25 protein-coding genes and 1 pseudogene are annotated in these 25,712 nt (G+C 72.8%); 19 read left to right on the top strand and 7 right to left on the bottom strand.

The window, feature by feature from the left end; all coding sequences use genetic code 11:
• Positions 1-212: 212 nt before the first annotated feature.
• Positions 213-389 carry a hypothetical protein gene (locus ACZ5CW_RS05340; RefSeq protein ID WP_468598558.1) on the top strand — a complete coding sequence of 59 codons (177 nt, stop codon included), beginning with the start codon at positions 213-215 and terminating at the stop codon, positions 387-389.
• Positions 390-500: 111 nt separating this feature from the next.
• On the opposite strand, the gene ACZ5CW_RS05335 is transcribed toward ACZ5CW_RS05340, so the two are convergent.
• A complete protein-coding gene (locus ACZ5CW_RS05335) occupies positions 501-1,406 on the bottom strand; it encodes a LysR family transcriptional regulator (RefSeq protein ID WP_468598556.1) in 906 nt (301 codons plus the stop codon).
• Positions 1,407-1,543: 137 nt separating this feature from the next.
• Here ACZ5CW_RS05335 and ACZ5CW_RS05330 point away from each other — a divergent pair, with 137 nt between their 5' ends.
• The 6 genes from ACZ5CW_RS05330 to ACZ5CW_RS05305 all read left to right on the top strand — a co-directional run bounded on the left by ACZ5CW_RS05330 (position 1,544) and on the right by ACZ5CW_RS05305 (position 6,487).
• Complete coding sequence (locus ACZ5CW_RS05330; RefSeq protein ID WP_468599043.1) at positions 1,544-1,627, top strand: putative leader peptide; 84 nt, start codon at positions 1,544-1,546, stop codon at positions 1,625-1,627.
• Positions 1,628-1,747: 120 nt separating this feature from the next.
• Positions 1,748-2,875, top strand: a complete 1,128-nt coding sequence (sfnG, locus tag ACZ5CW_RS05325; protein ID WP_468598553.1) for a dimethylsulfone monooxygenase SfnG — start codon at positions 1,748-1,750, stop codon at positions 2,873-2,875.
• Between the two features lie 130 nt (positions 2,876-3,005).
• On the top strand, positions 3,006-3,560 hold the full coding sequence (ssuE, locus tag ACZ5CW_RS05320) for an NADPH-dependent FMN reductase (RefSeq protein WP_468598551.1): 555 nt from the start codon (positions 3,006-3,008) through the stop codon (positions 3,558-3,560).
• A gap of 5 nt (positions 3,561-3,565) precedes the next feature.
• Complete coding sequence (locus ACZ5CW_RS05315) at positions 3,566-4,750, top strand: SfnB family sulfur acquisition oxidoreductase (protein ID WP_468598549.1); 1,185 nt, start codon at positions 3,566-3,568, stop codon at positions 4,748-4,750.
• A gap of 29 nt (positions 4,751-4,779) precedes the next feature.
• A complete protein-coding gene (locus ACZ5CW_RS05310; protein ID WP_468598548.1) occupies positions 4,780-5,922 on the top strand; it encodes an LLM class flavin-dependent oxidoreductase in 1,143 nt (380 codons plus the stop codon).
• A 28-nt stretch (positions 5,923-5,950) separates the two neighbouring features.
• On the top strand, positions 5,951-6,487 hold the full coding sequence (locus tag ACZ5CW_RS05305) for an HXXEE domain-containing protein (protein WP_468598546.1): 537 nt from the start codon (positions 5,951-5,953) through the stop codon (positions 6,485-6,487).
• 793 nt (positions 6,488-7,280) lie between these two features.
• Here the strand turns inward: ACZ5CW_RS05305 and ACZ5CW_RS05300 are convergent.
• Positions 7,281-8,342, bottom strand: coding sequence for an acyl-CoA dehydrogenase family protein (locus ACZ5CW_RS05300; protein WP_468598545.1), 1,062 nt, complete (start codon positions 8,340-8,342; stop codon positions 7,281-7,283).
• A gap of 171 nt (positions 8,343-8,513) precedes the next feature.
• Here ACZ5CW_RS05300 and ACZ5CW_RS05295 point away from each other — a divergent pair, with 171 nt between their 5' ends.
• The 3 genes and pseudogenes from ACZ5CW_RS05295 (at position 8,514) to ACZ5CW_RS05285 (ending at position 11,719) form a co-directional block, all read left to right on the top strand.
• Positions 8,514-9,836, top strand: a complete 1,323-nt coding sequence (locus tag ACZ5CW_RS05295; protein ID WP_468598543.1) for an aldehyde dehydrogenase family protein — start codon at positions 8,514-8,516, stop codon at positions 9,834-9,836.
• Between the two features lie 323 nt (positions 9,837-10,159).
• Positions 10,160-10,780, top strand: a pseudogene (locus tag ACZ5CW_RS05290) (chitinase); the annotation flags it as partial.
• Positions 10,781-10,813: 33 nt separating this feature from the next.
• Positions 10,814-11,719: an aldo/keto reductase gene (locus tag ACZ5CW_RS05285; RefSeq protein WP_468598541.1), complete on the top strand. Its 906-nt coding sequence runs from the start codon at positions 10,814-10,816 to the stop codon at positions 11,717-11,719.
• A gap of 10 nt (positions 11,720-11,729) precedes the next feature.
• Here ACZ5CW_RS05285 and ACZ5CW_RS05280 read toward each other — a convergent pair whose 3' ends face one another.
• Positions 11,730-12,917: a serine hydrolase domain-containing protein gene (locus ACZ5CW_RS05280; RefSeq protein ID WP_468598539.1), complete on the bottom strand. Its 1,188-nt coding sequence runs from the start codon at positions 12,915-12,917 to the stop codon at positions 11,730-11,732.
• Positions 12,918-13,224: 307 nt separating this feature from the next.
• Between ACZ5CW_RS05280 and ACZ5CW_RS05275 the strand changes: the two genes are divergently transcribed.
• From ACZ5CW_RS05275 to ACZ5CW_RS05260, 4 genes are all read left to right on the top strand, one after another.
• Entirely contained in the window at positions 13,225-13,608 is a 384-nt protein-coding gene (locus tag ACZ5CW_RS05275) for a BlaI/MecI/CopY family transcriptional regulator (RefSeq protein ID WP_468598537.1), read from the top strand.
• Positions 13,605-14,534: a M48 family metalloprotease gene (locus ACZ5CW_RS05270; RefSeq protein WP_468598536.1), complete on the top strand. Its 930-nt coding sequence runs from the start codon at positions 13,605-13,607 to the stop codon at positions 14,532-14,534. Before ACZ5CW_RS05275 ends, ACZ5CW_RS05270 begins: the two co-directional genes overlap by 4 nt.
• Positions 14,535-14,641: 107 nt before the next feature.
• Positions 14,642-15,034 carry a VOC family protein gene (locus tag ACZ5CW_RS05265; protein ID WP_468598534.1) on the top strand — a complete coding sequence of 131 codons (393 nt, stop codon included), beginning with the start codon at positions 14,642-14,644 and terminating at the stop codon, positions 15,032-15,034.
• A gap of 36 nt (positions 15,035-15,070) precedes the next feature.
• Positions 15,071-16,141, top strand: coding sequence for an adenosine deaminase (locus tag ACZ5CW_RS05260; RefSeq protein ID WP_468598532.1), 1,071 nt, complete (start codon positions 15,071-15,073; stop codon positions 16,139-16,141).
• Here ACZ5CW_RS05260 and ACZ5CW_RS05255 read toward each other — a convergent pair.
• A complete protein-coding gene (locus ACZ5CW_RS05255; protein WP_468598530.1) occupies positions 16,123-16,638 on the bottom strand; it encodes a mycothiol transferase in 516 nt (171 codons plus the stop codon). The two genes, ACZ5CW_RS05260 and ACZ5CW_RS05255, sit on opposite strands and share 19 nt — an antisense overlap.
• An 81-nt stretch (positions 16,639-16,719) precedes the next feature.
• Complete coding sequence (locus tag ACZ5CW_RS05250; RefSeq protein ID WP_468598529.1) at positions 16,720-17,634, bottom strand: LysR family transcriptional regulator; 915 nt, start codon at positions 17,632-17,634, stop codon at positions 16,720-16,722.
• 111 nt (positions 17,635-17,745) lie between these two features.
• Between ACZ5CW_RS05250 and mgrA the strand changes: the two genes are divergently transcribed.
• Positions 17,746-18,738 carry an L-glyceraldehyde 3-phosphate reductase gene (gene mgrA / locus ACZ5CW_RS05245; protein WP_468598528.1) on the top strand — a complete coding sequence of 331 codons (993 nt, stop codon included), beginning with the start codon at positions 17,746-17,748 and terminating at the stop codon, positions 18,736-18,738.
• A 228-nt stretch (positions 18,739-18,966) separates the two neighbouring features.
• Here the strand turns inward: mgrA and ACZ5CW_RS05240 are convergent, their stop codons facing one another.
• Entirely contained in the window at positions 18,967-19,350 is a 384-nt protein-coding gene (locus ACZ5CW_RS05240; protein WP_468598526.1) for a nuclear transport factor 2 family protein, read from the bottom strand.
• A 313-nt stretch (positions 19,351-19,663) separates the two neighbouring features.
• Between ACZ5CW_RS05240 and ACZ5CW_RS05235 the strand changes: the two genes are divergently transcribed.
• The 4 genes from ACZ5CW_RS05235 (at position 19,664) to ACZ5CW_RS05220 (ending at position 24,374) form a co-directional block, all read left to right on the top strand.
• A complete protein-coding gene (locus ACZ5CW_RS05235) occupies positions 19,664-20,074 on the top strand; it encodes a hypothetical protein (protein WP_468598524.1) in 411 nt (136 codons plus the stop codon).
• 415 nt (positions 20,075-20,489) lie between these two features.
• Complete coding sequence (locus ACZ5CW_RS05230) at positions 20,490-22,829, top strand: ABC transporter ATP-binding protein/permease (RefSeq protein ID WP_468598522.1); 2,340 nt, start codon at positions 20,490-20,492, stop codon at positions 22,827-22,829.
• A gap of 7 nt (positions 22,830-22,836) precedes the next feature.
• Complete coding sequence (locus tag ACZ5CW_RS05225; RefSeq protein ID WP_468598521.1) at positions 22,837-23,388, top strand: hypothetical protein; 552 nt, start codon at positions 22,837-22,839, stop codon at positions 23,386-23,388.
• Positions 23,388-24,374: a serine/threonine-protein kinase gene (locus tag ACZ5CW_RS05220; RefSeq protein WP_468598519.1), complete on the top strand. Its 987-nt coding sequence runs from the start codon at positions 23,388-23,390 to the stop codon at positions 24,372-24,374. Before ACZ5CW_RS05225 ends, ACZ5CW_RS05220 begins: the two co-directional genes overlap by 1 nt.
• Here the strand turns inward: ACZ5CW_RS05220 and ACZ5CW_RS05215 are convergent.
• Positions 24,371-25,639 (bottom strand): streptophobe family protein, encoded by a 1,269-nt coding sequence (locus tag ACZ5CW_RS05215; protein ID WP_468598517.1) that lies wholly within the window; start codon positions 25,637-25,639, stop codon positions 24,371-24,373. The two genes, ACZ5CW_RS05220 and ACZ5CW_RS05215, sit on opposite strands and share 4 nt — an antisense overlap.
• Positions 25,640-25,712 lie beyond the last annotated feature (73 nt).

Here is a 25,712-nt window from a genome sequence, read left to right as displayed (position 1 = left end):
CGCTCCCGGTTCCTCCGCGTCGGTGGCCCCCACGACATCCCTTCCCGCCGGGCCGGGTCCTCGGATGCGTTTCCTCCTACAGGCGGATCACCGGCCGCGCCGGAGGGGTTCGCGTGTGCTGCTTTCGGCGTGCACATGCCCGGTTCGATCGGGGGCAGGCGGACCGGTACGACCTGTACGTTCCGTCCACGACGCCGGAGGTGGCCGCCGTCATGAGTGCGAAGGTGTTGGAGCGTTTTCCCGCAGGGGCTCCGCGGGGATCGTGGCCGGCGGAGGAGTACGCGGCCGCCCGACGTGCCGAGGGCGAACCGGCGACCGTGGTGATGGACCTGAAGGCGGACGCCTTCCTCGTCGTGGTCGAGGGACCGGAGGAGGACGGCCGCCCCTGAGGCCCACGGGCACGGGCACGCGTCGGCGCCGACAGACGCGTGACGGGCGGACTCAGGCACGGGCACGCCCGCCGGCAAGCGGGTGAACCGGACTCGGACACGGGCAGGCCGTCACCCGGTCGACAGTGTCCGCGCCCGGTGCAGGAACGCGGTGTGGAGGTCCTGGGCCGCCTGCGGTACCGACTCCGCGCGGCGGCGCTGGAGCATCAGCAGCACCCGCGTCGTGTCGTCGGCGAGCGGCCGGTACGTGATCGCGCCGGACCGCTCCAACGGATCCCCGGCGACACTGAAGTCCGGCAGCACCGTCGCCCCGAGTCCCTCGGCGACCATCAGCTTGCCCATCTCCGCGCCGTCGGTCGAGTACGAGAACACCGGCGTCCGGCCGGACAGCAGCCGGTGCACGTACCGGTGCATCACATACCCGGCACGCATCGCGATGAGCGGCACGCCGAGCAGGTCCTGAGCGGTGACCACGGTGAGCGCGGCGAGGGGACTGTCCGGGCGCAGGCACACCACCGGGCGCCCGCGCAGCAGCTCCGCGGAGTCCATGCCCGCGGGCACGTCGTCACCGTCGAGATGGTTGACCAGGCCGAGATCGAAGCCGCCCTCGGCCAGCCCGCGCTGGATGTCCGTCTGCTGCGCGCCCACCACCTCGACCTGGGTGACCGGATGCGTGGCGCGGAACTCCCGCAGGACCGGGATCAGCAGCGGCACGGTCGCCGCGTTGACCGTGCCCACGCGCACCATACGGCTGATCCGGTGCTGTTCACCGGCCGCCGCCCGCAACCGGTCCACCGCCTCCAGCACACGCACGATGTGCGGCAGCAGCTCGCGGCCCGCCGCGCTCATCTTCGCGCCCGAGCGTTTCCGCTCCAGGAGATCGACACCCAGTTCCCGCTCCAGATTCCGCACGGTCTCGCTCAACGCGGGCTGGGACAGACGCAGTTCGTCGGCCGCCCGGCGCAGTGAGCCGAGCCGGGTCACGGCCGCTATGTATTCCAGCTGTTCGGTCCGCACCGCCGCAGAATGCGCGCCGCGCCGCAGAAGGTTCAAGGGTTTTCCTGTCACACCCTCGTGAAATTCAATGGTCCGCGATACGAGACCGGTCGGGTTTTCCTTGACGGCCGTAACCGCCTGCTGCCACGATCGACGGCATGACGATGCGACTGGACCTCACGCGGCGACGCCATGTCGACCTCGCCCGCGTCTCCAGCGCCTCCTGTTGCCTCGCGGTCTGATCCGCCACCTCCGCGCACCCCTTCCGGGTCTCCCGGCACGCCTGAATTCCCCGCCCTTTCCCTGCCGGAATTCTGCATGCCCGAAATCCCCGTCGAGTAATTCCGCAACAGGAGTTCCGCATGCCCGCAGCACCCGTGAAATTCGCCTACTGGGTCCCCAACGTCAGCGGGGGACTCGTCACCAGCACGATCGAGCAGCGCACCGACTGGGGATACGACTACAACCGCCGACTCGCCGTCCTCGCCGAGAACAACGGGTTCGAGTACGCACTCAGCCAGGTGCGCTACATGGCCAGCTACGGCGCCGAGTACCAGCACGAGTCGACCAGTTTCAGCCTCGCCCTGCTGCTCGCCACCGAGCGCCTCAAGGTCATCGCCGCCGTCCACCCCGGCCTGTGGCACCCTGGGGTGCTCGCCAAACTCGGGGCCACCGCCGACCACCTGTCGAAGGGCCGCTTCGCCGTCAACGTCGTGTCCGGCTGGTTCAAGGGTGAGTTCACCGCCCTCGGCGAACCGTGGCTGGAGCACGACGAGCGCTACCGGCGCTCCGAGGAGTTCATCACCGCCCTGCGCAGGATCTGGACCGAGGACCACGCCGAACTCGCCGGCGACTTCTACCGGTTGCGCGACTTCTCCCTCAAACCCAAGCCGTTGAACACCCCCGAGCGCCCCCACCCCGAGATCTTCCAGGGCGGCAACTCCACCGCCGCCCGGCGGATGGCCGGCCGGGTCTCCGACTGGTACTTCTCCAACGGCAAGGACTTCGACGGGGTCGCCGAGCAGATCGACGACGTCCGCAAGTCCGCCGCCGAAGCCGGGCGCAGGGCACCGAGGTTCGGGCTCAACGGCTTCCTCATCGCCCGGGACACCGAGGCCGAGGCGCGCGAGACCCTGCGGGAGATCGTGGCCAAGGCCGACACCGAGGCGGTCGAGGGTTTCGGCGCGGCGGTGAAGCAGGCCGGGCAGTCCACGGCCGACAGGAAGGGCATGTGGCAGGACTCCTCCTTCGAGGATCTCGTCCAGTACAACGACGGCTTCCGCACCGGCCTCATCGGCACCCCCGAGCAGATCGCGGAGCGCATCGTCGCCTACAAGAGGCTCGGCGTCGACCTCCTCCTGCTCGGCTTCCTCCATTACCACGAGGAGGTCGAGTACTTCGGCCGGCGCGTGCTGCCGCTCGTCCGGGAGCTGGAGGCACAGCTGCCGGAAACGGACGGCGAGCCCGAGTCCGGGCCCGCCGGCGTCTGACCGCCCCGCGGGCCGGCCGCCGGGTCCGCGGGGCCAATCCCCCGGACCCGCCCGGTACTCCCGACCGACCCTCCCTCCGGGCACCCGACCTGCGTACGGGCGTCCGGCGCACCACAGAAACGAGGCACTCATGGCCACCGTCCTGTCCGTCTCCGGCAGCCCCTCCGCTTCCTCCCGCACCGGCCGCCTGCTGCGCCACCTGGACCAGCGGCTGATCGCGCAGGGGCACCAGGTGATCCCGCTCGACGTCCGTACCGTCCCGGCCGAGGCCCTGCTCGGCGCGGACTTCCGGCACCCGGCCATCGTCGAGGCCACCGAGCTGTTCGCCCGCGCCGACGGCGTCGTGGTCGGCACCCCCGTCTACAAGGCGTCGTACTCCGGCGTCCTGAAGGCGCTTCTCGACCTGCTCCCGCAGTACGCGCTGACCGGCAAGACCGTGCTGCCGCTCGCCACCGGTGGCTCCACCGCCCATGTCCTCGCCATCGACTACGCCCTGCGCCCGGTGCTGAACTCCATGGGTGCCGCCCATATCGTCCAGGGCTGGTTCACCCTGGACAAGGACATCACCGTACGGGAGGACGGCTCGCTGACCGTCGCCCCCGGCACCGACGAAGCCCTGGGGCAGGTGGTGGACCAGTTCTCGGCCGCCCTCGACCGCACCCCGGTCCTGGCGGCGGCGAGCTGACCGCCGTGACCGCACACGTCATCGCCGACGACGCGGAGGCACTCGTCGTCGCCACGGCCCTGGCCGCAGAGTTCCGCGCCGGGGCCGCCGAGCGGGACGCCGAACGGCGCCTGCCGCACGCCGAGCTGGACCGGCTGTCCGCCTCCGGGCTGCTCGCCGTGACCGTACCCGCCGAGCACGGCGGCGCGGACGTGCACACCGAGACCCTGGCGGAGATCTTCCGGCTGCTCGGCTCGGCCGACGCGAGCCTCGCGCAGATCCCGCAGAGCCACTTCGCCTACGTCAACGTGATCCGCCGTCAGGGGAGCTTCGAGCAGCGAAAGTTCTTCTTCGCCGAGCTGCTGGCCGGGCGCCGCTTCGGCAACGCCCAGTCCGAGGCCGGCACCCGGCACGTCCAGGACTTCCGCACCCGCCTGACACCGCGGTCCGACGGCTCCTACGTACTCGACGGAGTCAAGAACTACTGCACCGGCGCCCTCTTCGCCGACTGGATCCCGGTGCTGGCCCGCGCCGAGGACGACGACCTGCACGTCGCCTACGTCCCCCGGGGCGCCCCCGGCCTCACCGTGATCGACGACTGGGACGGCATGGGTCAGCGCACGACCGCCAGCGGCACCGTCCGCCTGGACGCCGTACCCGTGCCCGCCGACCGGGTCCTGCCCCACCACCTCACCTTTCACGGACCGCAGCTCCACGGCGCCGTGGCGCAGCTGCTGCACGCCGCCATCGACGCCGGTATCGCGGCCGGGGCGCTGGCCCAGGCGGCGGAGTTCGTCCGCACCAGGAGCCGCCCCTGGTTCGAGAGCGGGTTCGAGACGGCCGCCGAGGATCCGCTCCTCGTCCAGCGCTTCGGCGAACTGGCCCTCCAGGTGAGGACGGCCGAGGCCCTGCTGCGCGAGGCCGCCCGCACGGTCGACGCGGCCCGCGGCCACCTCACCGACGACTCGGCGGCCGAGGCGTCCATCGCGGTCGCCGCCGCCAAGGTGCGGGCGGCCGAGGCGGCGGTGGAGGTGGCGAGCGCCCTCTTCGAGGTGTCCGGCACCCGCTCGGCACTCGACTCACTGGGCCTGGACCGTCACTGGCGGGACGCCCGCACCCACACCCTGCACGACCCGGCCCGCTGGAAGATCCAGCACATCGGCCGGTACGTGCTGAACGGCACCCGGCCGCCCCGGCACGGCCTGCTCTGACCGCAGGTTCGAGAAACGGAGACCCCCACGTGTCCCTGACCTTCCACTGGTTCCTGCCCACCAACGGCGACAGCCGGCACGTCGTCGGCGGGGGCCACGGCACCCCGGCGACCGCCTCCGGCCGGGACCGGCCCCCGACGGTCGCCTATCTGAGCCAGATCGGCCGGGCCGCCGAGGACCTCGGCTTCGTCGGCGCGCTCACCCCGACCGGTGCGTGGTGCGAGGACGCGTGGCTGACCACCGCGATGGTCAGCCAGAACACCGAGCGGCTGAAGTTCCTCGTCGCCTTCCGGCCCGGCTTCGTCTCGCCGACGCTCGCCGCGCAGATGGCGTCCACCTTCCAGCGGCAGACCGGCGGACGGCTGCTGCTCAACGTCGTCACCGGCGGCGAGAGCCATGAGCAGCGGGCCTACGGCGACTTCCTCGACAAGGACGCCCGTTACCGCCGCACCGGTGAATTCCTCCAGGTCGTACGGGGATTGTGGCAGGGCAAGAGCGTCGACCTGCACGGGGAGCACCTCCAGGTCGAGGACGCGAGGCTGAGCCGGGTGCCCGACCCGGTGCCCGAGGTGTACTTCGGGGGCTCCTCGCCCGTCGCCGGAGAGGTCGCCGCCCGGTACGTCGACGTCTATCTGACCTGGGGCGAGCCGCCCGCCCAGGTCGCGGAGAAGATCGCCTGGATCAGGGGCCTCGCCGCCGGGCACGGCCGTACCCTGCGCTTCGGCATCCGGCTGCACGTCATCACCCGGGACACCTCCGAGCAGGCCTGGGCCGAGGCGGACCGGCTGCTCGCCGGCTTCGACCCGGAGACCGTACGGTCCGTGCAGACGGGCCTGGCCCGCAGCGAGTCGGAGGGCCAGCAGCGCATGCTCGCCCTGCACGGCGGCAGCCGCGACGGGCTCGAGATCCACCCCAACCTGTGGGCCGGGATCGGCCTGGTGCGGGGCGGCGCGGGCACGGCCCTGGTCGGCAGCCATGACGAGGTCGCCGAGCGGATCAAGGAGTACCACGCCCTCGGCATCGACGAGTTCGTGCTCTCCGGCTACCCGCACCTGGAAGAGGCGTACTGGTTCGGTGAGGGCGTGCTGCCCCGGCTGGCGGCGCAGGGACTGTGGACGCACCCCGACGGAAGGACCGGTGCCCCCGCGGCGCAGGTGCCGTTCGCCAGCTGAGCAACCAGGCCTGGCAGACTGCGGGTTCATGACGCGAGAGTCGAACGAGGTCGTCGGGGCCGTCACTTGGGGCCTGCTGGCCGCATGGGCGGTGCACGACACCGAGGAGGCCATGACGGTCCCGCGCTGGGTGCGCACCCATGTTCCCGAGCTGCGCAAGCGGTTCCCCGGGGTGCCCGAACGGGCGTGGCGGCGCCTGGAGGCCGTGGACGGACGGGAGTTCGGCACCGCCGTCGCCGCGATGGCCGTCGTGGTGACAGCGGCGGCCGCCGACGGGTGGCGGACCGGGGGCCGCTCCGCCGTCTACCAGACGGCGCTGGGCGCCTTCGGGCTGCACGGCCTGGTCCATCTGGCCCAGGCGGCCGCGATGCGCGGCTACACACCGGGCTCCGTGACCACGCCCCTCGTCGTCCTGCCCTTCACCCTCTGGTCCCGCGGCCGGCTCCGCCGCGCCGGCGTCCTGCGCCCCACCCGCCCGCGGGACGTCGCCCAAGGCCTCGCCTTCGCCGCGGCGGCAGTGATCGGCACACACACCCTCGCCCACCGACTCCTGCGCCCCCACTGACACCACGCCCTGCCGGGGGCTGAGCGGGTTGTCGAGCAGATCTCGACTTGCGCCTCTCCCCGGCCCCCGCCTGCCGTCCGGCCGGGTGTTCGCCCTGCCCGGGGGCTGCGTGTGCGGTCCGGCCGGAGGTCCGCCGGGGCGCGCCGCCCTGCCGGGGGCTGGGGCTGAGCGTGTCGTCCGGGCGGATACCGGCTCCCGGCTCTCTCCGGCCGCTACCGCTGCCGTCCCGCGCATGCCGTGCGGCCGGGTGTTCGCTGAGGTGCCGCTTGCCGGTGCTGGGCGTGCCGTCGGCTCGGGTGTCTGCTGAGGTGCCGTCGCGTCGGGGGCTGCGTGTGCGGTCCGGCCGGAGGTCCGCCGGGGCGCCGCTTGGCCGGCGACTGAGCGTGTCGTTCGGGTGGATGGCGGCTCGCGGATCCCTCCGGCCGGCACCGGTGCCGTCACCGTGCACGCCGTCCGGGCTCGTGTTCGCTGCCGCGCCCGCCTGGCCGGTGCCGAGGGGGGGCGGGTGTCCGCCGAGGGTCGTCCTGCCGGGTGCCGAGCGTGCTGCCCGGGCGGCGACTCGCTCGTGGATCTGCTGGGCGGGTGTCCGCTCGCTCGTGCCTCGTGGCGGCTGGGCCTCGGCCCTCTCGGACACTCGTGCCTCGTAGTGACTGCGCGGCCCTGGCCCCCGGTCATTCGTGCCTCGTGGCGGCTGGGCCTCGGCCCTCTCGGACACTCGTGCCTCGTAGTGACTGCGCGGCCCCGGCCCCCGCTCACTCGTGCCACGTAGCGGCTGTGCCGCCCCGGCCCCCGCTCACTCGCGCCCAGTGACTGCGCCGCCCGGCACCCCGGTCAGCGCGCGCAGGTGTGCCGCGCGTGATTCTGCGGTCTGTCCCTGGACCAGGAGGAACAGTCCCTCGCGGGCCAGGCGCTGGGCACGGCTTGTCAAGGTCATCGCGCGGCCGCCCCCGGCCACCACCGCCGCGGTGGTGGCCGTGCTCAGCGCCTCGTACGCCTCGGCCCGTACGGCCAGCCGCTCGCCGGCGCGCTCGAGCGGCGCCGGGTGGTCGGCCAGGGCGTAGGCCCGGCGGCGGACGTCGGCGAGCCGGGCCCGCAGTGGTCCGGCCGACTTCTCGTCCAGCAGGGACAGCGCGGCCTCGGCGACGCCGAAGACGGCCGGATGGGCGTTCAGCGTCCTGGCCCGGTCCCCGGGCGCCCATCGCTCGTACGGCGTCCGCAGGGCCACGGCGTCCTCGGGCAGCCAGAAGCCGTCCAGTTCCAGCGACACCGTGCGCGCGGCGCTGAGGGCGGCCAGGCGCATCGGCGGCGAGGCCCGCAGCCCCGGCTGGTCGCGTGCCTCGGCGAAGGCGAACAGCACCTCGCCGGCGTCGGTCGTCCCGGCGAGCAGCATCACGTCGTTCAGGCCCCACCCGGTGTACCAGGGGACGATCCCGTCGAACCGCCAGCCGCCGCCCCGCCGGCGGACCCGCACCGGGACACGCGGATACGACCGCAGGTGCGCATAGGCCACCCCGGACAGCAGCTCCCCGCGCGACAGCGGCCCCAACAGCCTGCGTCGTACCGGCAGTTCACTCTTCCCCAGGGTCTGCACCGGTGTGTGGTGCTGGGTCTGCACGAACCACGTCGAACAGCAGGCCCCGGCCAGGATCTCCGCGGTCTCGCGCAGCACCGCGGGCGGTGCCCCCGAGCCGCCGTGCGCGACCGGCGCGACCACCCCGAGCAGCCCCGACCGTTTCACCGCCTCGATATGGCTCACCGGCACCCCCTCCTGGTCGACCCGCTCGGCCTCGGGGACGAGCAGGTCCGCGGCGAGCCGGCGGGCGCGGACGACGAGCGGATGCGCGGTGGGGGTCATGCGGACGATTCTTCCGAACTCTTCCGCCCGAACCGGGGAGCGGAGCCGACGTGACCGACGTCACAGAGAGCCGCCGGAATTAACTTGAGGTCCTGAAAGGTTGGCGTTTACATCTGACGTCGAGACCCCGGGCTCGGGCCCATCAGCCCGTGCACCACCAGCGAGGCACCCGTGAACGACTCCACCACCGAGCAGCCCGCCGACATCGTGGCCCGGCTGCGCGCCACCTTCGGAACCGGCCGCACCAAGCCCGTCGAGTGGCGCACCGCCCAGCTGCGCCGCCTGCGCGCGATGCTCACGGAACGCGGCGCCGACCTCGCCGCCGCCCTCCACGCCGACCTGGGCAAGAGCAGCACCGAGGCCTACCGCACAGAGATCGACTTCACCGTCCGGGAGATCGACCACACCCTCGAGCACCTGGACGAGTGGCTGCGCCCCGAGCCTGCCCCCGTCCCGGCGCACCTCGGTGCCGACGCGACGGCCTGGACGCAGTACGACCCGCTCGGCGTCGTCCTCGTCATCGCACCCTGGAACTATCCGGCGCAGCTCCTGCTCGCCCCCCTGGTCGGCGCGCTGGCCTCCGGGAACGCGGTCGTCGCCAAGCCGAGCGAGCTGGCCCCGGCCACCTCGGCCGCGCTGGCCGGGCTGATCCCGGCCTACCTCGACACCGACGCGGTCGCCGTCGTCGAGGGCGGCATCCCGGAGACCACGGCCCTGCTGGCCGAGCGCTTCGACCACATCTTCTACACCGGCAACGGCACGGTGGGCCGCATCGTGATGCGCGCCGCCGCCGAGCACCTCACCCCCGTCACCCTCGAACTCGGCGGCAAGTCCCCGGTGTTCGTGGACCGCGGTACCGATCTCGACGTGGTCGCCGACCGGCTCGCGCGCGGCAAGTTCCTCAACGCCGGCCAGACCTGTGTCGCCCCGGACTACGTGCTGACCGACCCCGAGACCGCCACCGCCCTGGAGTCCGCGCTGGCCCGCTCGGTCGAGGCGCTGTTCGGGGCCGACCCGGCGGCCTCGCCCGAGTACGGCCGGATCGTCAACGAGCGGCACTTCGACCGGCTCTCCGGCCTGCTCGGCTCGGGCCGCGTCGTGGTCGGCGGCGCGAGCGACCGCACGGCCAAGTACATCGCGCCCACCGTCCTCGCCGACGTCGACCCCGAGTCGCCCGTCATGGGGGAGGAGATCTTCGGTCCGATCCTGCCGGTCGTCACCGTGGCCGGTCTGGACGAGGCGATCGGTTTCATCAACGACCGTGACAAGCCGCTCGCGTTGTACGTCTTCAGCGAGTCCGACACGACCCGGGCGCGCATCGCCGCCGAGACCTCCTCCGGCGGCCTCGGCCACGGCCTGCCCCTCGCCCACCTCACCGTCTCCGACCTGCCGTTCGGCGGTGTGGGGGAGAGCGGCATGGGCAGCTACCACGGCCGCTATTCCATCGAGACGTTCAGTCACCGCAAGGCGATCCTGGCGAAGCCGCTGAGCTGACCCCCCACGGACCCCGGGCCCGGCCGCGTGTGCGGCCGGGCCCGACTTCTGTGCGTCGCCACCGCCCGACTCCAGTGCGCCGCCATGGTGTTCGCCGGCGCAATCGATGAGCGATTGACTGGTCTACACCCTTGACTGGTACATACCAAAGCGGTTGAGTGTGCCTCACCCCCACCACGGCCGCTTCCGCCCCCGCGGCGGGCGCGGCCGTGCTCCGCAAAGGAGTTGAACCGTGTTGAGGCACCGTATCGCCGCGATCCTGACCTCCCTGGCCCTGGGAACCACCGCCCTGGTGCTCCAGGCCGCCCCCCACGGCTTCCGCCGCAGGGTTCGTGGTCAGCGAGGCGCAGTTCAACCAGATGTTCCCGAACCGGAATTCCTTCTACACCTACAGCGGCCTGACCGCCGCCCTCGGCTCCTACCCCGGCTTCGCGAACACTGGCAGCGACACCGTGAAAAAGCAGGAGGCGGCCGCCTTCCTCGCCAACGTCAACCACGAGACCGGCGGCCTGGTGTACGTCGTCGAGCAGAACACCGCCAACTACCCCCATTACTGCGACTGGAGCCGGCCGTACGGCTGTCCCGCCGGACAGTCCGCCTACTACGGGCGCGGCCCCATCCAGCTCTCCTGGAACTTCAACTACAAGGCCGCGGGCGACGCGCTCGGCATCGACCTGCTCAACAACCCCTACCTGGTCCAGAACAACGCGTCCGTCGCCTGGAAGACCGGCCTGTGGTACTGGAACACACAGACCGGGCCCGGCAGCATGACCGCGCACAACGCGATGGTGAGCGGCGCCGGCTTCGGCCAGACCATCCGCAGCATCAACGGCTCCCTCGAGTGCGACGGCAAGAATCCCGCGCAGGTGCAGAGCCGGGTCTCCGCCTACCAGCGCTTCAGCCAGATCCTCGGGGTCTCACCGGGCGCCAACCTGTATTGCTGACACCCGGCCGGGGGCGTGTGCGAGACTCCGCCGATGACTGCTGAAACGATCACCGCGGACGCCTCCGGCACCTGGGAACTCGGCGACCTGCCCGTCCACCGGATCGGCTTCGGTGCGATGCGGCTGACGGGCAGCGCCGCCTTCCACCTCGGCACTCCCAGCGACCGGGAACGGTCGATCGCCGTCCTGCGCAAGGCCGTCGAACTCGGTGTGAACCACATCGACACGGCGGCCTTCTACTTCTCCTCGCTGCGCTCCGCCAACGAACTCATCAACACCGCGCTGTCCCCGTACCCCGACGACCTGGTCGTCGTCACCAAGGTCGGGCCCTTTCGCGACTGCCACGGCGAGTGGGGCACCTCCGCCCGGCCCGACCAGCTCCGCGGGCACGTCGAGGAGAACCTGCGTCAGCTCGGTCGCGACCACCTCGATGTCGTCTATCTCCGCCGGATGCGTCAGGAGTCCATCGCCGAACACTTCGGCGCCCTCGCCGAGTTGCGCGAGGCAGGGCTGATCCGTCATCTCGGGATCTCCGCCGTCGAACCCCGGCATCTGGGCGAGGCGCTGGAGATCGCGCCCGTGGTGAGCGTGCAGAACCGCTACGCCGTGGACCGCCCCGCCCCCGCCGACGACGAGGTGCTGCGGCTGTGCGGCGAGCACGGCATCGCCTTCGTCCCCTTCTACGCCGTCGCCGGAGACGCCGGAGAGCGTGGTGCGGGGACCGCTCACGACGAAGCGGTGCTCACCGTCGCCCGGGCCCACGGCGTGAGCCCCGCGCAGGTCCGCATCGCCTGGACGCTGCACCAGGGCCCGCACGTCCTCGCCATCCCCGGCACCGGCGACCCCGGCCACCTGGTCGAGAACGTCGCGGCCGGCGCGCTGCGGCTCACCGCCGAGGACCTGGCGCGGCTCGACGAGGCCCGCACACAGACAGGCTGACGTGGCCGCCCTAGCCGGTCGGGAGGCACAGGCCGGCGTAGACCTGGTCGAGGACGGTGGGCAGCAGGGCGTTGGCCGTCGTTCGGCCGTCGGGCGACAGGGTCAGGTTCGTCCAGATCACGAGCGTGACCTCGTTGTCCGGGTCGTACCCGATGAAGGAGTTGTAGCCGGGGAGTTCACCGCCGTGGTAGTACATCGCGGCGTTCGGGCCGAAGCGCTGGTGGGCGATGCCGTACCCGTACTTCTTCCCGTCGGGTTCGGCCGGGTCCTCGGCCTGCGGGCTGCGGAGCCACTGGTGCTGGACGGCGGGGCCGAGGACCTTGCCCGTCACCAGGGCCCGGATCCAGGTGGCCAGGTCGTCGGCGGTGGAGACGGCCCCGCCGGCGGCGGTGGCGTAGGAGGGGTTCTGACGGGTGTAGTCCACCGGCCGCAGCTTCCCGGACCGGGCCGCCGCCTGAAGGTCCGCGGGATAGGGCTGGTCGACCAGCGCGTACGTCGATCCGCCGTACATGTAGCCGTGCGAGAAGGGAGCGGGGAGGGAGAGGTCGTGGGCGCCGGGCAGCGAGGTCCCCGCCAGACCGAGCGGGGTGAACAGCCGGTCCCGGAACTGCTCGCCCAGCGGTCGGCCACCGGCCTTCTCGGCGACCAGGCCCAGCAGCAGGTAGTTGGTGTTGCTGTACTCGAAGGACGTGCCGGGCGCGAAGTTCGGCGGGCGCCGGAACGCGATGGCCAGCATCTCCTGCGGTGTGCGCGCCTTGCCCGGATCGGCGTCCATGGCGGCCGCGAGTTCGGGCGCGGAGGTGTAGTCGTACAGTCCGCTGCGCATCTTCAGCAGCTCGGCGATGGTGATGTGCTCGCCGCCCGGCACCCCGGGAACGTAGTCGGACACCGGGTCGCTCAGACGGAGCCTGCCGTCCTGGGCGAGGAGGAGGATCAGCGCCGAGGTCATCGTCTTGGTGTTGGAGGCGATCCGGAAGTGGTCCCCCGTGGTGGGCGGCTCGGCCCTGCCCCACTCGGTCGTACCGACGGTCACCCGGAAGGTTCCCTGCGGGGTGCGGAGCAGCACCACCGCGCCGGGAACCATGAGCTTCTTCGCCGCGCGCTGCACGGCGGACCGGAGCGCGGCCGGATCGACGTGCTTCAGCGCGGACGGAGAGGGATCGCAGGCGCCCGCCGTCGCCGCGGGTGCGGGTGGCACGACGGACACGACTGTGGAACTCGCCCCCGAGGGGGAGGCGCAGCCCGTGACCAGCAGGGCCGCGCACGCCACCGGTACAGCCGCGCGGCGGGCGCCGGCCCGGGGACTCCTCATGCCGACGTCACAGCCTTCGTGCCCGACGGTCCGGTGCCGCGGCCGGGGTGACGCCCGAGGCGATGCGGCGGAACCGAAGAGGGCAGAAGCGGATAGGACACCCGATTTTATCAGCGCGGCGCCGGAAGTCGGCCAACTACAATCCTGTAGACGTCTGCCGGAGGGCGGACGGGACGGGGTGAGGATCGTTCCCATGACCGACGCAAAGGACGAACGCCGGCCGGCCGGTGAACTCGAGGCGAGCGTCCTGGCCGCGCTCTGGGCCGCCGGCGCGCCCCGGACGCCCGGCCAGGTCCAGCGGAGCCTCGGTGCGGACCTCGCCCGTACGACGGTGACGACGATCCTCACCCGCCTGCACGACAAGGGAGTCGTCGACCGGCAGCGCCAGGGCCGCGGGTATGCGTATGCCCCCGTCCGGGACGTCCAGGACGCCCACGGTCTCACCGCCCGCCGGATGCACAGTGAACTGGACCGCGGCAGCGACCGCGAGACCGTCCTCGCGCGTTTCGTCGCCCAGCTCAGCCCCGACGACGAACGCGTCCTGCGGGAACTGCTCGCCTCCGACGACGACCGATGACCCTCCTGCTCCTGCTGCCCCTGCTGCTGCCGTTCGCCCTGCCGGCCCTGGCCCGGCGGACCGCGGACCGGCTGGCCCCGGTCGCCGCGCTGTGGGCCGTCACCGTCTGCGCGGTCGTCCTCGCCGGGTGCTCACTGGCCGCCCTCGGCGCCTTCGTCCTCATCGGGCTGCTGCGGCTGCCGCTCTTCGCCACGCTCGGCGAGCTGGTCCACCCGTTGCACACCGCCTCCGCCGTCTTCGTCGTCCCGGCCGCCGCCACCTCGGTCGGCGTCCTGGCCGTGGGCGGCTGGACCCTCGTCCGCTCCGCGCTGCGCCAGGGCCGTGCCTTCCGGGCGGCCCGGGCGGAGGCCGGGCGCGGGCCTGTCGCCGGTGACCTGTGCGTGGTGGACTCGCCCCACCCCGACGCCTACGCGCTGCCCGGCCGCCCGCACCGCATCGTCGTCACCACCGCCATGCTCCGCAGCCTGGACGGCCCCGAGCGCGAGGCGTTGTTCGCCCACGAGCGGGCGCACAACGAAGGCGGCCACCACTACTTCCTCGCCGTCGCGGAACTCGCCGCCCACTGCCATCCCGCGCTGCGCCCGGTCCGCGAGACGATCCGCCTCGCCGCCGAGCGCGCCGCCGACGAGGCCGCCGCGGCCGCCGTCGGCGACCGTCGGCTGACCGCCCGGGCGATCGCCCGCGCGGCCCTCGCCGGCCGGGCCGCCCGCACCGCGCGCCCGCGCTTCGCCGCCGGTGCGGCGGGCGGGCCCGTGCCGCAGCGCGTCCAGGCCCTCCTGGGCGCCCCTCGCGTCGTGCCCCGCCGCGGCCGCGCGATCACCGTTCTCCTCGTCGCCTGCACCGCCGTCTCCTGTCTTGCCTCGGTCACCGGGACGGTCGACTTCCACCACCGTGTCGAGGTCGCCCAGGGCGAGGAAAGGCCCTGACGGGACGCTCGCCCCCGCCATGTCGCAACGCGCGTAGAACAAGGACTGGCGCCCGCGAAGTTTTACGTATAACCTCACCGGCTAACCACCCCCACCGGAAGGTACCGATGCGACGCGTCGCCCTGGTCACCCTTGTCGTCGACGACTACGACGAGGCCGTCCGCTTCTACACCGAGGCCCTCGGCTTCCGGCTGGCCGAGGACGCCCCGCGCCCCGACGGCTCGCGCTGGGTGGTCGTGGAACCCGGCGGTGACGCCGGTGCCACCGCTCTGCTGCTGGCCCGCGCCAAGGACGAGGACCAGCGGTCCCGCGTCGGCGACCAGACCGGCGGACGCGTCGGGTTCTTCCTGCACACCGACGACTTCGCCCGCGACCACGCCCGGATGACCGCGGCCGGCGTGACCTTCCTGGAGGAACCGCGCCACGAGCCGTACGGCACCGTGGCCGTCTTCCAGGACCTGTACGGCAACCGCTGGGACCTGCTCCAGCCCGCCGCCTGATCCCCCCCGAACCACCTGCCGAGGAAAGCCCCTGCCATGACCGCGCCCCGCATCGACACCGAGACCCTCCGCCGGCTCCCCAAGGCCGTGCTCCACGACCACCTCGACGGCGGCCTGCGCCCCGCCACCGTCGTCGAACTCGCGGCCGCGGTCGGCCACACACTGCCCACCACCGACCCCGACGAGCTGGCCGCCTGGTACTTCGAGGCCGCCAACTCGGGCGACCTGGTCCGCTACATAGCCACCTTCGAGCACACCCTCGCCGTCATGCAGACCCGTGAGGGCCTGCTGCGCGTCGCCGAGGAGTACGTCCTCGACCTGGCGGCCGACGGTGTCGTCTACGCCGAGGTGCGCTACGCGCCCGAGCTGAACACCCAGGGCGGACTGACCCTGAACGAGGTCGTGGAGACCGTCCAGGAGGGCCTCGCCGCCGGTATGGCCAAGGCGGCCGCCGCCGGTACCCCCGTCCGGGTCGGCACCCTGCTCTGCGGCATGCGGATGTTCGACCGCGTCCGCGAGGCCGCCGACCTGGCCGTCGTCTACCGCGACGCCGGTGTCGTCGGCTTCGACATCGCCGGAGCCGAGGACGGCTTCCCGCCCGCCGACCACCTCGAGGCCTTCGAGCACCTGCGCCGCGAGAGCGTGCCCTTCACCATCCACGCCGGCGAGGCGCACGGCCTGCCCAGCATCCACCAGGCGCTGCAGGTGTGCGGCGCCCAGCGCATCGGCCACGGCGTGCGCATCACCGAGGACATCGTGGACGGCAAGCTCGGCCGCCTCGCGTCCTGGGTGCGCGACCGCCGGGTCGCCCTGGAGATGTGCCCCACCTCCAACCTGCAGACCGGCTGCGCCACCTCGATCGCCGAGCACCCGATCACCACGCTGAAGGACCTCGGCTTCCGGGTCACCCTCAACACCGACAACCGCCTGGTGTCGGGCACGACCATGACCCGGGAGATGTCCCTGCTGGTCGAGGAGGCGGGCTGGACGGTCGAGGACCTGCGCACGGTCACGGTGAACGCCCTCAAGAGCGCCTTCATCCCGTTCGACGAGCGCAACGCCCTCATCGAGGACGTCGTGCTGCCGGGCTACGCGGCCGCGCTCTGAACCAGTCCCCTCAGGTAGGCGGCCTGTCCGATGTGCTGAAGGTCGTCGGACAGGACGCTCACCAGGCGGACGCCCAGCGTGACCGGGGGGTCCCAGCGCTCGTCGACGACACGTTCGAGATCCTTGGCCGCCAGCCCGCGCAGCGCCCCCAGGGTCTGCTCGTGCACGGCGTCGTAGTACCCCGTCAGCAGGTCCGCCGAGTCGACCCGCACCTTGGCGACCTTGGCCGGGCTGTGCCCGTAGCCGGTGTCGTGCCGGGGCAGGTCGAGGCCGAAGCGCTTCTCCCAGTCCTGGGAGAGCCACACCTGGTCGAGGTCGAAGGCGTCGGCGATGTGGTCGTCCTGCACCCGGGTGAGGTGCCAGACCAGCCAGGCGACGGAGTTGGCGCCGGGCGCCGGGCGGTGGTGCAGCTCGTCCGGTCCGAGGCCGTCGACGGCGGCATGGACTTCTTCCTGGATGCGGCCGTAGCCGTCGATGAGGATGTCCTTCGCATGCATACCCCCCACCATCCCAAAGAGCCGGCGCTCACGCGTCCGGGATCCGGCTCCCGCCGTCGCGCGAACCGCGGACGGCCGGAGTCAGGACGCCTGGGGCCCGTCCGGGAAGGGTGCCAGGCCCTCTGACTCGAGAAGGGTGACGAGCGCGCGGGCGGCGGGGCTGGTGGCCCCTTCCGGTGGCAGCAGGGCGACGGTCTCGTACTCCGCCTCGCCCGAGCCCTTCAGCGGCAGCGCCGTCAGCGAGGGCCGCTTGTGCCGGAAGTGGCGGGGTACGACCGCGATCCCGAGGTTCTCGTCGACGAGATCCAGCAGGCTGTGCACGTCGTTGACCTCCAGCGCGACCGTGCGCCGGACGCCGGCCGCGGCGAAGGCGGCGTCGGTGGCGCGGCGCGGACCCCAGTCGGGGTGGAAGTCGACGAAGACCTCGCCGGTGAGGTCGCCCGGGTCGAGGACGGCGGCGGCCGCGGCCAGGCGGTGGCTGGGATGGCACAGCACGGTCATCGGCTCGCTGGTCAGCGACACCGAGCGCAGCTGGTCGGTGTCGGCCTGGGTGCGGTAGGCGAAGGCCAGGTCGAGCCGCCCGGCCGCGACCTCCTCGGCCAGCGCGCCCGAGCCCGCCTGCCGCAGCCGGATCTCCACGTCCGGATGCCGGCCACGGAACGCCGCCAGGAGCCGGGCCACGTGCACCCCGGCGATGCACTGCTCGGTACCCAGCGCCAGCGTGCCGCGCAGCACGCCTTGGACCGCCGCCACCGCCTCGTGCGCCGAGCGCACCTGTGCCAGGATCCGCTCGGCCTCCGCCAGCAGCGCGCGCCCCGCCTCGGTGAGCGTCACCCGGCGGGTGGTGCGCACGAACAGCGGTGCCCGCAGCTCCCGCTCCAGCGCCCTGATGGACGCCGACAGACCGGACTGCGACACCATCAGGCGTTCGGCGGCCCGCGTGAAGTGCTGGTCCTCGGCGACGGCGACGAAGTGCTGGAGATGGCGCAGTTCCATGATTGAGAAGCCTAGCCGCACAATTCCATCGGATTCTTCTGTTGGACCGCTGCCCGCGGTTCGGTGAAGAGTGGAACTGGTAGATCTTGTGCCAACCCCTCTGGAGTCGCGTTGTACACCGCACACACCGACCGTTACGCCGACATGCCCTACCGGCGCACCGGACGCAGCGGCCTGAAGCTTCCCGCGCTGTCGCTCGGCCTGTGGCACAACTTCGGGCCCGACCGGCCCGTCGACACCCAGCGCGCCATCCTGCGCCGCGCCTTCGACCTCGGCATCACCCACTTCGACCTGGCCAACAACTACGGCCCGCCGCCCGGCGCCGCCGAGTCCGCGCTCGGCGAGGCCCTGAAGGCCGACTTCGCGCCGTACCGCGACGAGCTGGTCATCTCCACCAAGGCCGGCTACCTCATGTGGCCCGGCCCGTACGGCGAATGGGGCTCGCGCAAGTACGTGCTCTCCTCGCTCGACCAGAGCCTGTCGCGGATGGGCCTGGACTACGTCGACATCTTCTACTCGCACCGTCCCGACCCTCAGACTCCGCTCGAGGAGACGATGGGCGCGCTGCACTCGGCCGTGCAGCAGGGCAAGGCGCTCTACGTCGGCGTCTCCAACTACTCCGCCGAGCAGACCCGTGAGGCCGCCCGCATCCTCGCCGACCTCGGCACCCCGCTCCTCATCCACCAGCCGCGCTACTCGATGCTCGACCGGCGCCCCGAGGACGGCGGCCTGCTCGACGCCCTGGACGAACTCCAGGTCGGCTCCATCGTGTACTCCCCGCTGGAGCAGGGCCTGCTCACCGGCCGCTACCTCGACGGCATCCCGGAGGGCTCCCGCGCGGCGAGTGACAGCCCCTTCCTGAACTCGGACGCGGTGACCGAGGACCTCGTCGGCCGTCTTCGGGCCCTGGACGAGATCGCCAAGTCCCGCGGCCAGAGCCTGGCCCAGCTGGCCCTGGCCTGGGTGCTGCGCGGCGGCAGGGTCACCTCCGCCCTGGTCGGCGCGAGCAGCGCGCGGCAGATCGAGGACAGCGTCGGCGCCATCCGCAACCTCGACTTCGACGCCGAGGAGCTGGCCCGGATCGACGCGATCGTGCGGCCGTAGCCCGTTCGCGCAGCAGGGGGGGCGTCAGCCGGGCCGTTCCTCGAGGCGGACGGTCACCCGGTCGCCCGCCTCCTTCCCGATCGCCCTGCGGCCGGACCACATAGGTCCGGCCGCTCTTCCGCGTAGTCCTCCGCAGGACCTCGGTGGATCCCGCGTCCAGGCGTCCACCGGTCCGTTCACCGGGGCAGACCACCGCACGCGGCGGAACTCGTCGCCGGCCGGGTGCCCTCAGGCGCCGGCCGGCACCCGGTCCAGGAAGCCCAGCACCTGCCGGATGCGGCCTTCCTCGTCCAGCGTGACCACGTCGAACCCGGCCACCGGTGCGGAGCCGTCGGCCTCGTTCACCAGCTCCCAGCCGAAGCGCGCGGTGTCGTGATGCCCGTCCACCGCGCCGAGCGGACGGAACACGAAGCCCGGGAACTGCTCGTGGGCCGCCGCGATCACGGCCGCGATCTGCTCGTGCCCGCGGACCTCGGCGAGCGGGTCGGTGTAGCCGCCGTCCGCGGTCCACGCGGCGGCGACCGCCTTCTCCACGGCAGCCGGCTCGGTGGCGTTCCAGGCCTCGAAGTAACGGGCGGCGGCGCTCTCGTAACGGTTCGTGTTCACGGACATGGTGAATCAGCCTCCATCGAGGTCGTAACTCCTGGTCAGGGCCCGGATTCGGGGTTCGCCGATCCGGTGTGACCACCATGCCGGAGGAGCGCGGGGCGGGTCGATTACCTCCGGAGTCATGCCCGGCGGCCGCACAGCCTGGCGCAATCCGGCCAGAACGGGCGGTGAATATGCCAACAGACTGGCCGGAAAGTCATGGTGACTCTGTTTCGCCAGTGGCGATACTCGAACGTCAGGGGCACTTCACCGCACAGGAGCCGCACGGAGAGCGAGGGTCTGGTCGGCCACCAGCGAGGCGACGGGGGAGTGAGACGTGCACGACGAATTCCTGTGCCATGTCACGGCGTACGGCATGTGCGACGGCAGGCGCATCGGCGTACCGCTCGGCACCTATCGCGCGCCTACCCTGGCGCTGGCGCTGTGGTGGCTGCGGGACCGGGCCTCCTGGATCGCGGAGCGGCTCGATCCGAGCCCCGAGGAAGCCGCCTTTCCGGCGGGCGCGCTGGTGCCGGTCGCCGACACGGTGGCCGACGTGCCCGCCCTGCTGCGGGCCTGGTGCGCCGACGACGCCCAGCAGGAGCTGGTCGCCGACGAGCTGGCGGGCGGGCGGCTGGTGCGGATCGCCGCAAGCGACGACACCACCGAGTACGAGCTGCTTGCCGAGTCCATCGACGCCCTGCGGATGCAGCGCACCCTCCCGGCGCTCGTCGTACCCGTCGCCTGACACGTGCCAACGGCTCTCTCGCACGCCGACGGGGCGGGTGGCGGCGGGGCCGGGTGGGGGGCGACGGGTGTCCGGGTGGGGAGGGTGACGGGCGTCCGGGCGGAGCGGTGCTCGCGCGAGCGGTCACGTGGCCCGAGAGGGTGCGGCACGCGGGGCCGAGCGGAGGCGGGGGCCTCACCGAACGGGGTGGGGGTGCCGTCGTCGGACGGGGGTGGGTGGGTCGTCGGACGGGGGCGGGTGTCGTCGTCGGACGCCTTCGGGCGGGTCGCTGAACGAGCGCGGGCGCCGGTCGCCGAAGGGGCGTGGGCGCGTCGCCGCATGGGCGTGGGTGCGACGTCGGACGAGCGGCGGACGTGTCCCCCGATGAGCGGCGAGCGGCGGGCGCACATGTGAACGAATCGGTACAATTCTGACCATGGCGGAGCGGCCGATCGCCCCGACAGCGCCCGAACTCGTCCTGGAGACCGACACGGGCTCCACGGTCATGAGTCCGGGCCACGACTACCACGTCGGGCGCGACCCGTTGAGCGACATCGTCTTCGACGATGCCCGGGTCTCGTGGCACCACGCCGTACTGCGCTGCGCCCACGACCACTGGACCCTGGCGGACCAGGACAGCACCAACGGCACCTACGCCGACGGCATCAGGATCGGACAGTGGCGGGTCAGACCCGGCAGCGAGGTCCGCTTCGGCAACCCCACCGACGGCCCCCGCGCCGTCCTGACCGGCGCTCCGCGACCCGCCCCGGACCGCCCCTCGGCGGTGTCGCTGCCCGAGCTGACCGGCACCTTCCGCCGGCCCACCAGCGTGCGCCCGCTGCCCGTGCGCGACCTCCGCATCGGCCGGGCCCCCGACAACGACCTCGTCGTGGACGACCTGACCGTCTCCCGCCGCCACGCCGAACTGCACGCCGGCCCCGACGGCACGTACGAGATCGTCGACCTCGACAGCCACAACGGCACCTACCTCAACGGCCGGCCCACCACCCACGCCGCCGTCGGCCCCGGTGACGTCATCGGCATCGGGCACTGCGCGTTCTGTCTGGTCGGCGACGAACTCCAGGAGTACGTCGACACCGGCGAGGTCTCCCTCGACGTGCAGGACCTCACCGTCACCGTCGACCGCGACCGCAAAGTGCTCCTGGACCACGTGTCCTTCCCGGTGGGGGAGAAGTGCCTGCTCGCGGTGGTCGGACCGAGCGGCGCCGGCAAGTCCACACTGCTGAACGCCCTGACCGGGCAGCGCCCCGCCGACCGCGGCACCGTCCTGTACGACGGACGCGACCTGTACCGCGACTACGCCGAACTGCGCCAGCGCATCGGCCTGGTCCCGCAGGACGACATCCTGCATCCCCAGCTCACCGTGCGCGCCGCCCTGACCTACGCCGCCGAACTGCGCTTCCCGGAGGACACCGGGAAGACCGAGCGTCGCGCCCGGGTGGACGAGGTGATCCGGGAACTGGGCCTCGAGCAGCGCGCGGAGCAGCCCGTGCACAGCCTCTCCGGCGGTCAGCGCAAACGCGTCAGCGTGGCCCTGGAGCTGCTCACGAAACCCTCGCTGCTCTTCCTCGACGAGCCGACCTCCGGCCTCGACCCGGGCATGGACCGGTCGGTGATGAACATGCTGCGCGTCCTCGCCGACGACGGCCGCACGGTCATCGTGGTCACGCACAGCGTCCTGAGCCTCGGCGTCTGCGACCGCCTCCTGGTGCTCGCGCCCGGCGGCACGGTCGCCTACTACGGCCCGCCCGGCGACACCCTCGCCTTCTTCGGCTTCGAGCAGTGGCCCGAGGCCTTCGAGGCCTTCGACCGCGACCGGGAGCGGGACTGGGCCCTGGAGTACCGCGAGTCGCCGTTCCACCGGCACTACGTCGCCGAATGCACCACCCAGCCGCGCCACCCCGGCCCGGCCCCCATCGCCCCGTCGCCCCCGCCCCGCCCGCGCAGCTGGGGAGCCCAGCTCGGCACCCTGGTCCGCCGTTACACGGCCGTCCTGAGCGCCGATCGCACCTTCCTGCTGATCATGGTCGCCCTGCCGTTCGTGATGGGCGCCATGGCCCGGGTCCTCGCGGGCGGCGGACTCACCCGGGACACCGCGATGAACGCACTGCTCATCCTGTGCGTCGGCGCCGTGCTGACCGGCGCCGCCAACGCGGTGCGCGAACTGGTCAAGGAACGCGTCGTCTACCAGCGCGAACGCGCCGTCGGCCTGCCCCGGTCGGCCTATCTGCTGTCCAAGGTGGTGGTGCTCGGCACGGTCACGATCGCCCAGGCCGTCGTCCTCACCCTCGTCGCCCTCCTAGGCGTCGACCTCGACGCCCCCGGCGGCCGGGGCGTCCTGCTGCCGCCGCTCGCCGAGATCACCCTGGTCGTCGCCCTGCTGGCGTTCACGGCGATGATGCTCGGCCTGCTGGTCTCCGCGCTGGTACGCAAGGAGGAGGTGACCATGCCCCTGCTGGTGCTGCTCGCCATCGTCCAGGTCGTCTTCAGCGGAGCCCTGCTCCCCCTCGACGGCGTGCCCGGCCTCGAGCAGCTGTCCTGGCTCGTGCCCTCCCGCTGGGCGCTCGGCGCCCTGGCCGGCACCGTGGGACTGTCCCGGATCGTGCCGGGGGACCTGACCGCCGACCCGCTGTTCCGGCACTCGACGGGCGTCTGGCTGCTCGACGTGGCCATGCTGGTGGTGCTGTCCGCCCTCTACGGGTTCGCGGTCGCCCGGCTGCTGCGCCGGCACGAGCCGGCCGTGATGCGGAAGTAGGCGGCCCATGGTGAAAGCGCCCAGCCCCGGATTCCGGCCCACGCACGTCGTCCCGCCGCACGGCATGGCCGCCTGGGAGGCCCCGGACCCGGCCCGGCCCACCGTGCCCCTCGACCCGCTGCTGCCGGTCCAGCTCGTGGAGCGGCGCGGCGACTGGGGGCACATCCTGTGCGCCAACGGCTGGGCGGCCTGGGTCGACGGCCGCCTGCTGCTCGCCGTACCCGAGGACCCGCCCGCCGCCGACGGCCCTGACGGCACCGCCGATCCGCGGCCCCTGCTGGCCCGCGCCGAGCAGGCCCTGGCCGACTACCGGTCCGCGGTGGAGGAACTCGCGGGCGGCGGCCTGGACGGCGAGGACTTCCAGGACCGCACCGAGGGCCTGCGGATCGGGATCGTGGTCGACGGACAGTCCATGTGGATCTACGACGCGCAGGAGGGGCGCTGGATGTACGGCGACGGACGGCGGCTGAGCCCCTACGCCACCGAGCGGCCGGTCACCGAAGCGGACGAGTCCGGGCACGCCCCGACGCGGCTGGTCGCGCCCGAGGGTGAGCGCTGATGGCGCGCGAGACCAGCCTCTTCTCCGGGCGGCCCTCGGAACTCATCGGCCGTCAGGTGGCGAACTACCTGGTCGAGAGCGAGGTCGGGCGCGGCGGCATGGCCGTCGTGTACCGGGCCCGCGACCTGCGCCTGGGCCGTAGGGTCGCGCTCAAGCTGCTCGCGCCGGAGCTGGCCCGCAACGACACCTTCCGCAAGCGTTTCACCCACGAGTCCCAGGTGGCCGCCGCGATCGACCACCCGCACATCGTGCCGGTCTTCGAGGCCGGTGAGACGGACGGCGTGCTCTACATCGCGATGCGCTACGTCTCCGGCAGCGACCTGCGCCATCTCCTCGACGCCCGCGGACCGCTGCCCCTGCCGGACGCCGTACGGATCACCGCGCAGGTGGCCTCCGCCCTCGATGCCGCCCATGCGCACGGACTGGTCCACCGGGACGTCAAACCCGGCAACATCCTCGTCGCCGAGGGCACCGACAGCGACCACCCCGAGCACGTGTACCTCACCGACTTCGGGCTCACCAAGAAGTCGCTGTCCCTGACCGGCTTCACCAGCGTCGGCCAGTTCGTCGGCACCCTCGACTACGTGGCCCCCGAGCAGATCTCGGGCCGCCCGGTCGACGGCCGCTGCGACGTCTACGGTCTCGCCTGCGTCGTGTACGAGGTCCTCACCGGCCGCCCGCCCTTCCAGCGCGAGGACGACATGGCGCTGCTGTGGGCCCACCAGTACGACGAGCCGCCCCCGCCGAGCGCGGCGCGCCCCGGTCTCGCCCCGGCCGTCGACCCCGTCTTCGCCAAGGCCCTCGCCAAGCGCCCCGACGCCCGTTACGACACCTGCCTCGGCTTCGTCGCCGCCCTGCGCGCGGCCGCGTCGCCCCCGCCCGCGGACACCCCGCCCGGCGACGGCCGTACGACGACCGGGCCGGACCGCCCGGCGCCTCCCGCGCGCCCGCCCCCGCACTGGGCGGAGCCCGTGTTCGGGGTCTAGGAGCCGCCGGCCTCGCCACCGCGACGTACCGGCCGGGCCAGCAGGCCGCCGAGGAACCCGGCCACCAGGCCCCACAGCGCGCCCAGGCCCACCGCCTGCCACAGCCGGGGTTCGAGGAGGAGTTCCCCGGACAGCCCGCCGCCCAGGTCGCCGATGCCGAGCAGGGACAGCCCGTAGTGTGCCGAGATCCGCCCCACCAGGCAGATCATCAGCATGGTCAGGGCCAGCGCGACGGCCAGATGCAGGGCGTGCCGCCAGGGGCGGACCCGGGCCGGTGAGCGGGCCGCCATCCGGAAGGCGACGCCGAGCAGCAGGACCGCGGCAACGACCACCAGCCACCACATCCGGCCGTCGTACTCGGTGAGGGAACGCATGTTCAGCTCGGAGACGTCCGGGGTGCGCAGGACCGTGTCCAGGGCGTGGGGGATCGGCAGCCCGAAGGGTCCGTCCACCCGCCCGTCCCACGTCGCCCCGAGGCCGAGGGTCAGGCCCAGCCAGGTGAGATTGGGCAGCCCCAGCAGGATCAGCGCGAAGGTCGCGGGGGCGTGTCCCCGGGTGGCCATGGCGATCAGCGCGGCGACGAGACCGACGACGACGCAGGCGAGGAGCAGCTCCACCATCGCGTGCGCCGCCGGGCGCACCGACTCCTGGAAGCGCAGCAGCCGCCCGGGCAGCGGAGCCCCGCGCGCGACCAGCAGCGCCAGCACCAGCACCCCGGCCAGCCACAGCAGACCGAACAGCACCGTCAGCGGCACGTCCGTGGTGAAGCCGACCTTCGGCACGGCGTCGAACAGGTCGGCCAGGTCGCTGAGCGTGCCGCTGCCCACGTCGACGGCGAAGGTCTGCCGGGCCCCGAGGGCCAGACCGATCAGCACCAGCAGCCACAGCAGCGCGATCCGCACGGCCCAGCCGGCGAGTTCCCCGGCCGAGGCGACCGCCCGGTGCCGCAGCGGGCGCAGGAAGCCCGAGCCGATGACCAACGCACCGGCCAGCGTCACTGAGAGCGGCATCACCGTGAGGTCGGCCCCGGTCTTCGCGAAGACACCCGCGTTCCCGGAGAGTTCCACGCTGCCGCCGACCGCCGTCACCAGGGTCGCGGCCACCACCCTCGGGAACGCGCCGTCCGGCAGGTCCGCCGCTCCGGCCGCCCACAGCCCCAGCGCCGCCACCAGGACCATGACGGCCAGCCCGGTCAGCACCGCGGCCACGGCCCGCGCCCAGCCGTGACGGGCGACGGGCCGCTCGGGGACGGGGGGAGGGTTCACTCCTGTCACGCTAGGCAGCTCCCGGGCGCCGCGCCTGCCGGGTGGGCCGTCCGCGTCGGCTTGCGAGCCTCAC

The organism is Streptomyces sp. NPDC031379 (assembly GCF_055569615.1).
The sequence above is the reverse complement of the archived record's forward strand: the minus strand, read 5'-3'. Positions and strand labels throughout refer to the sequence as shown.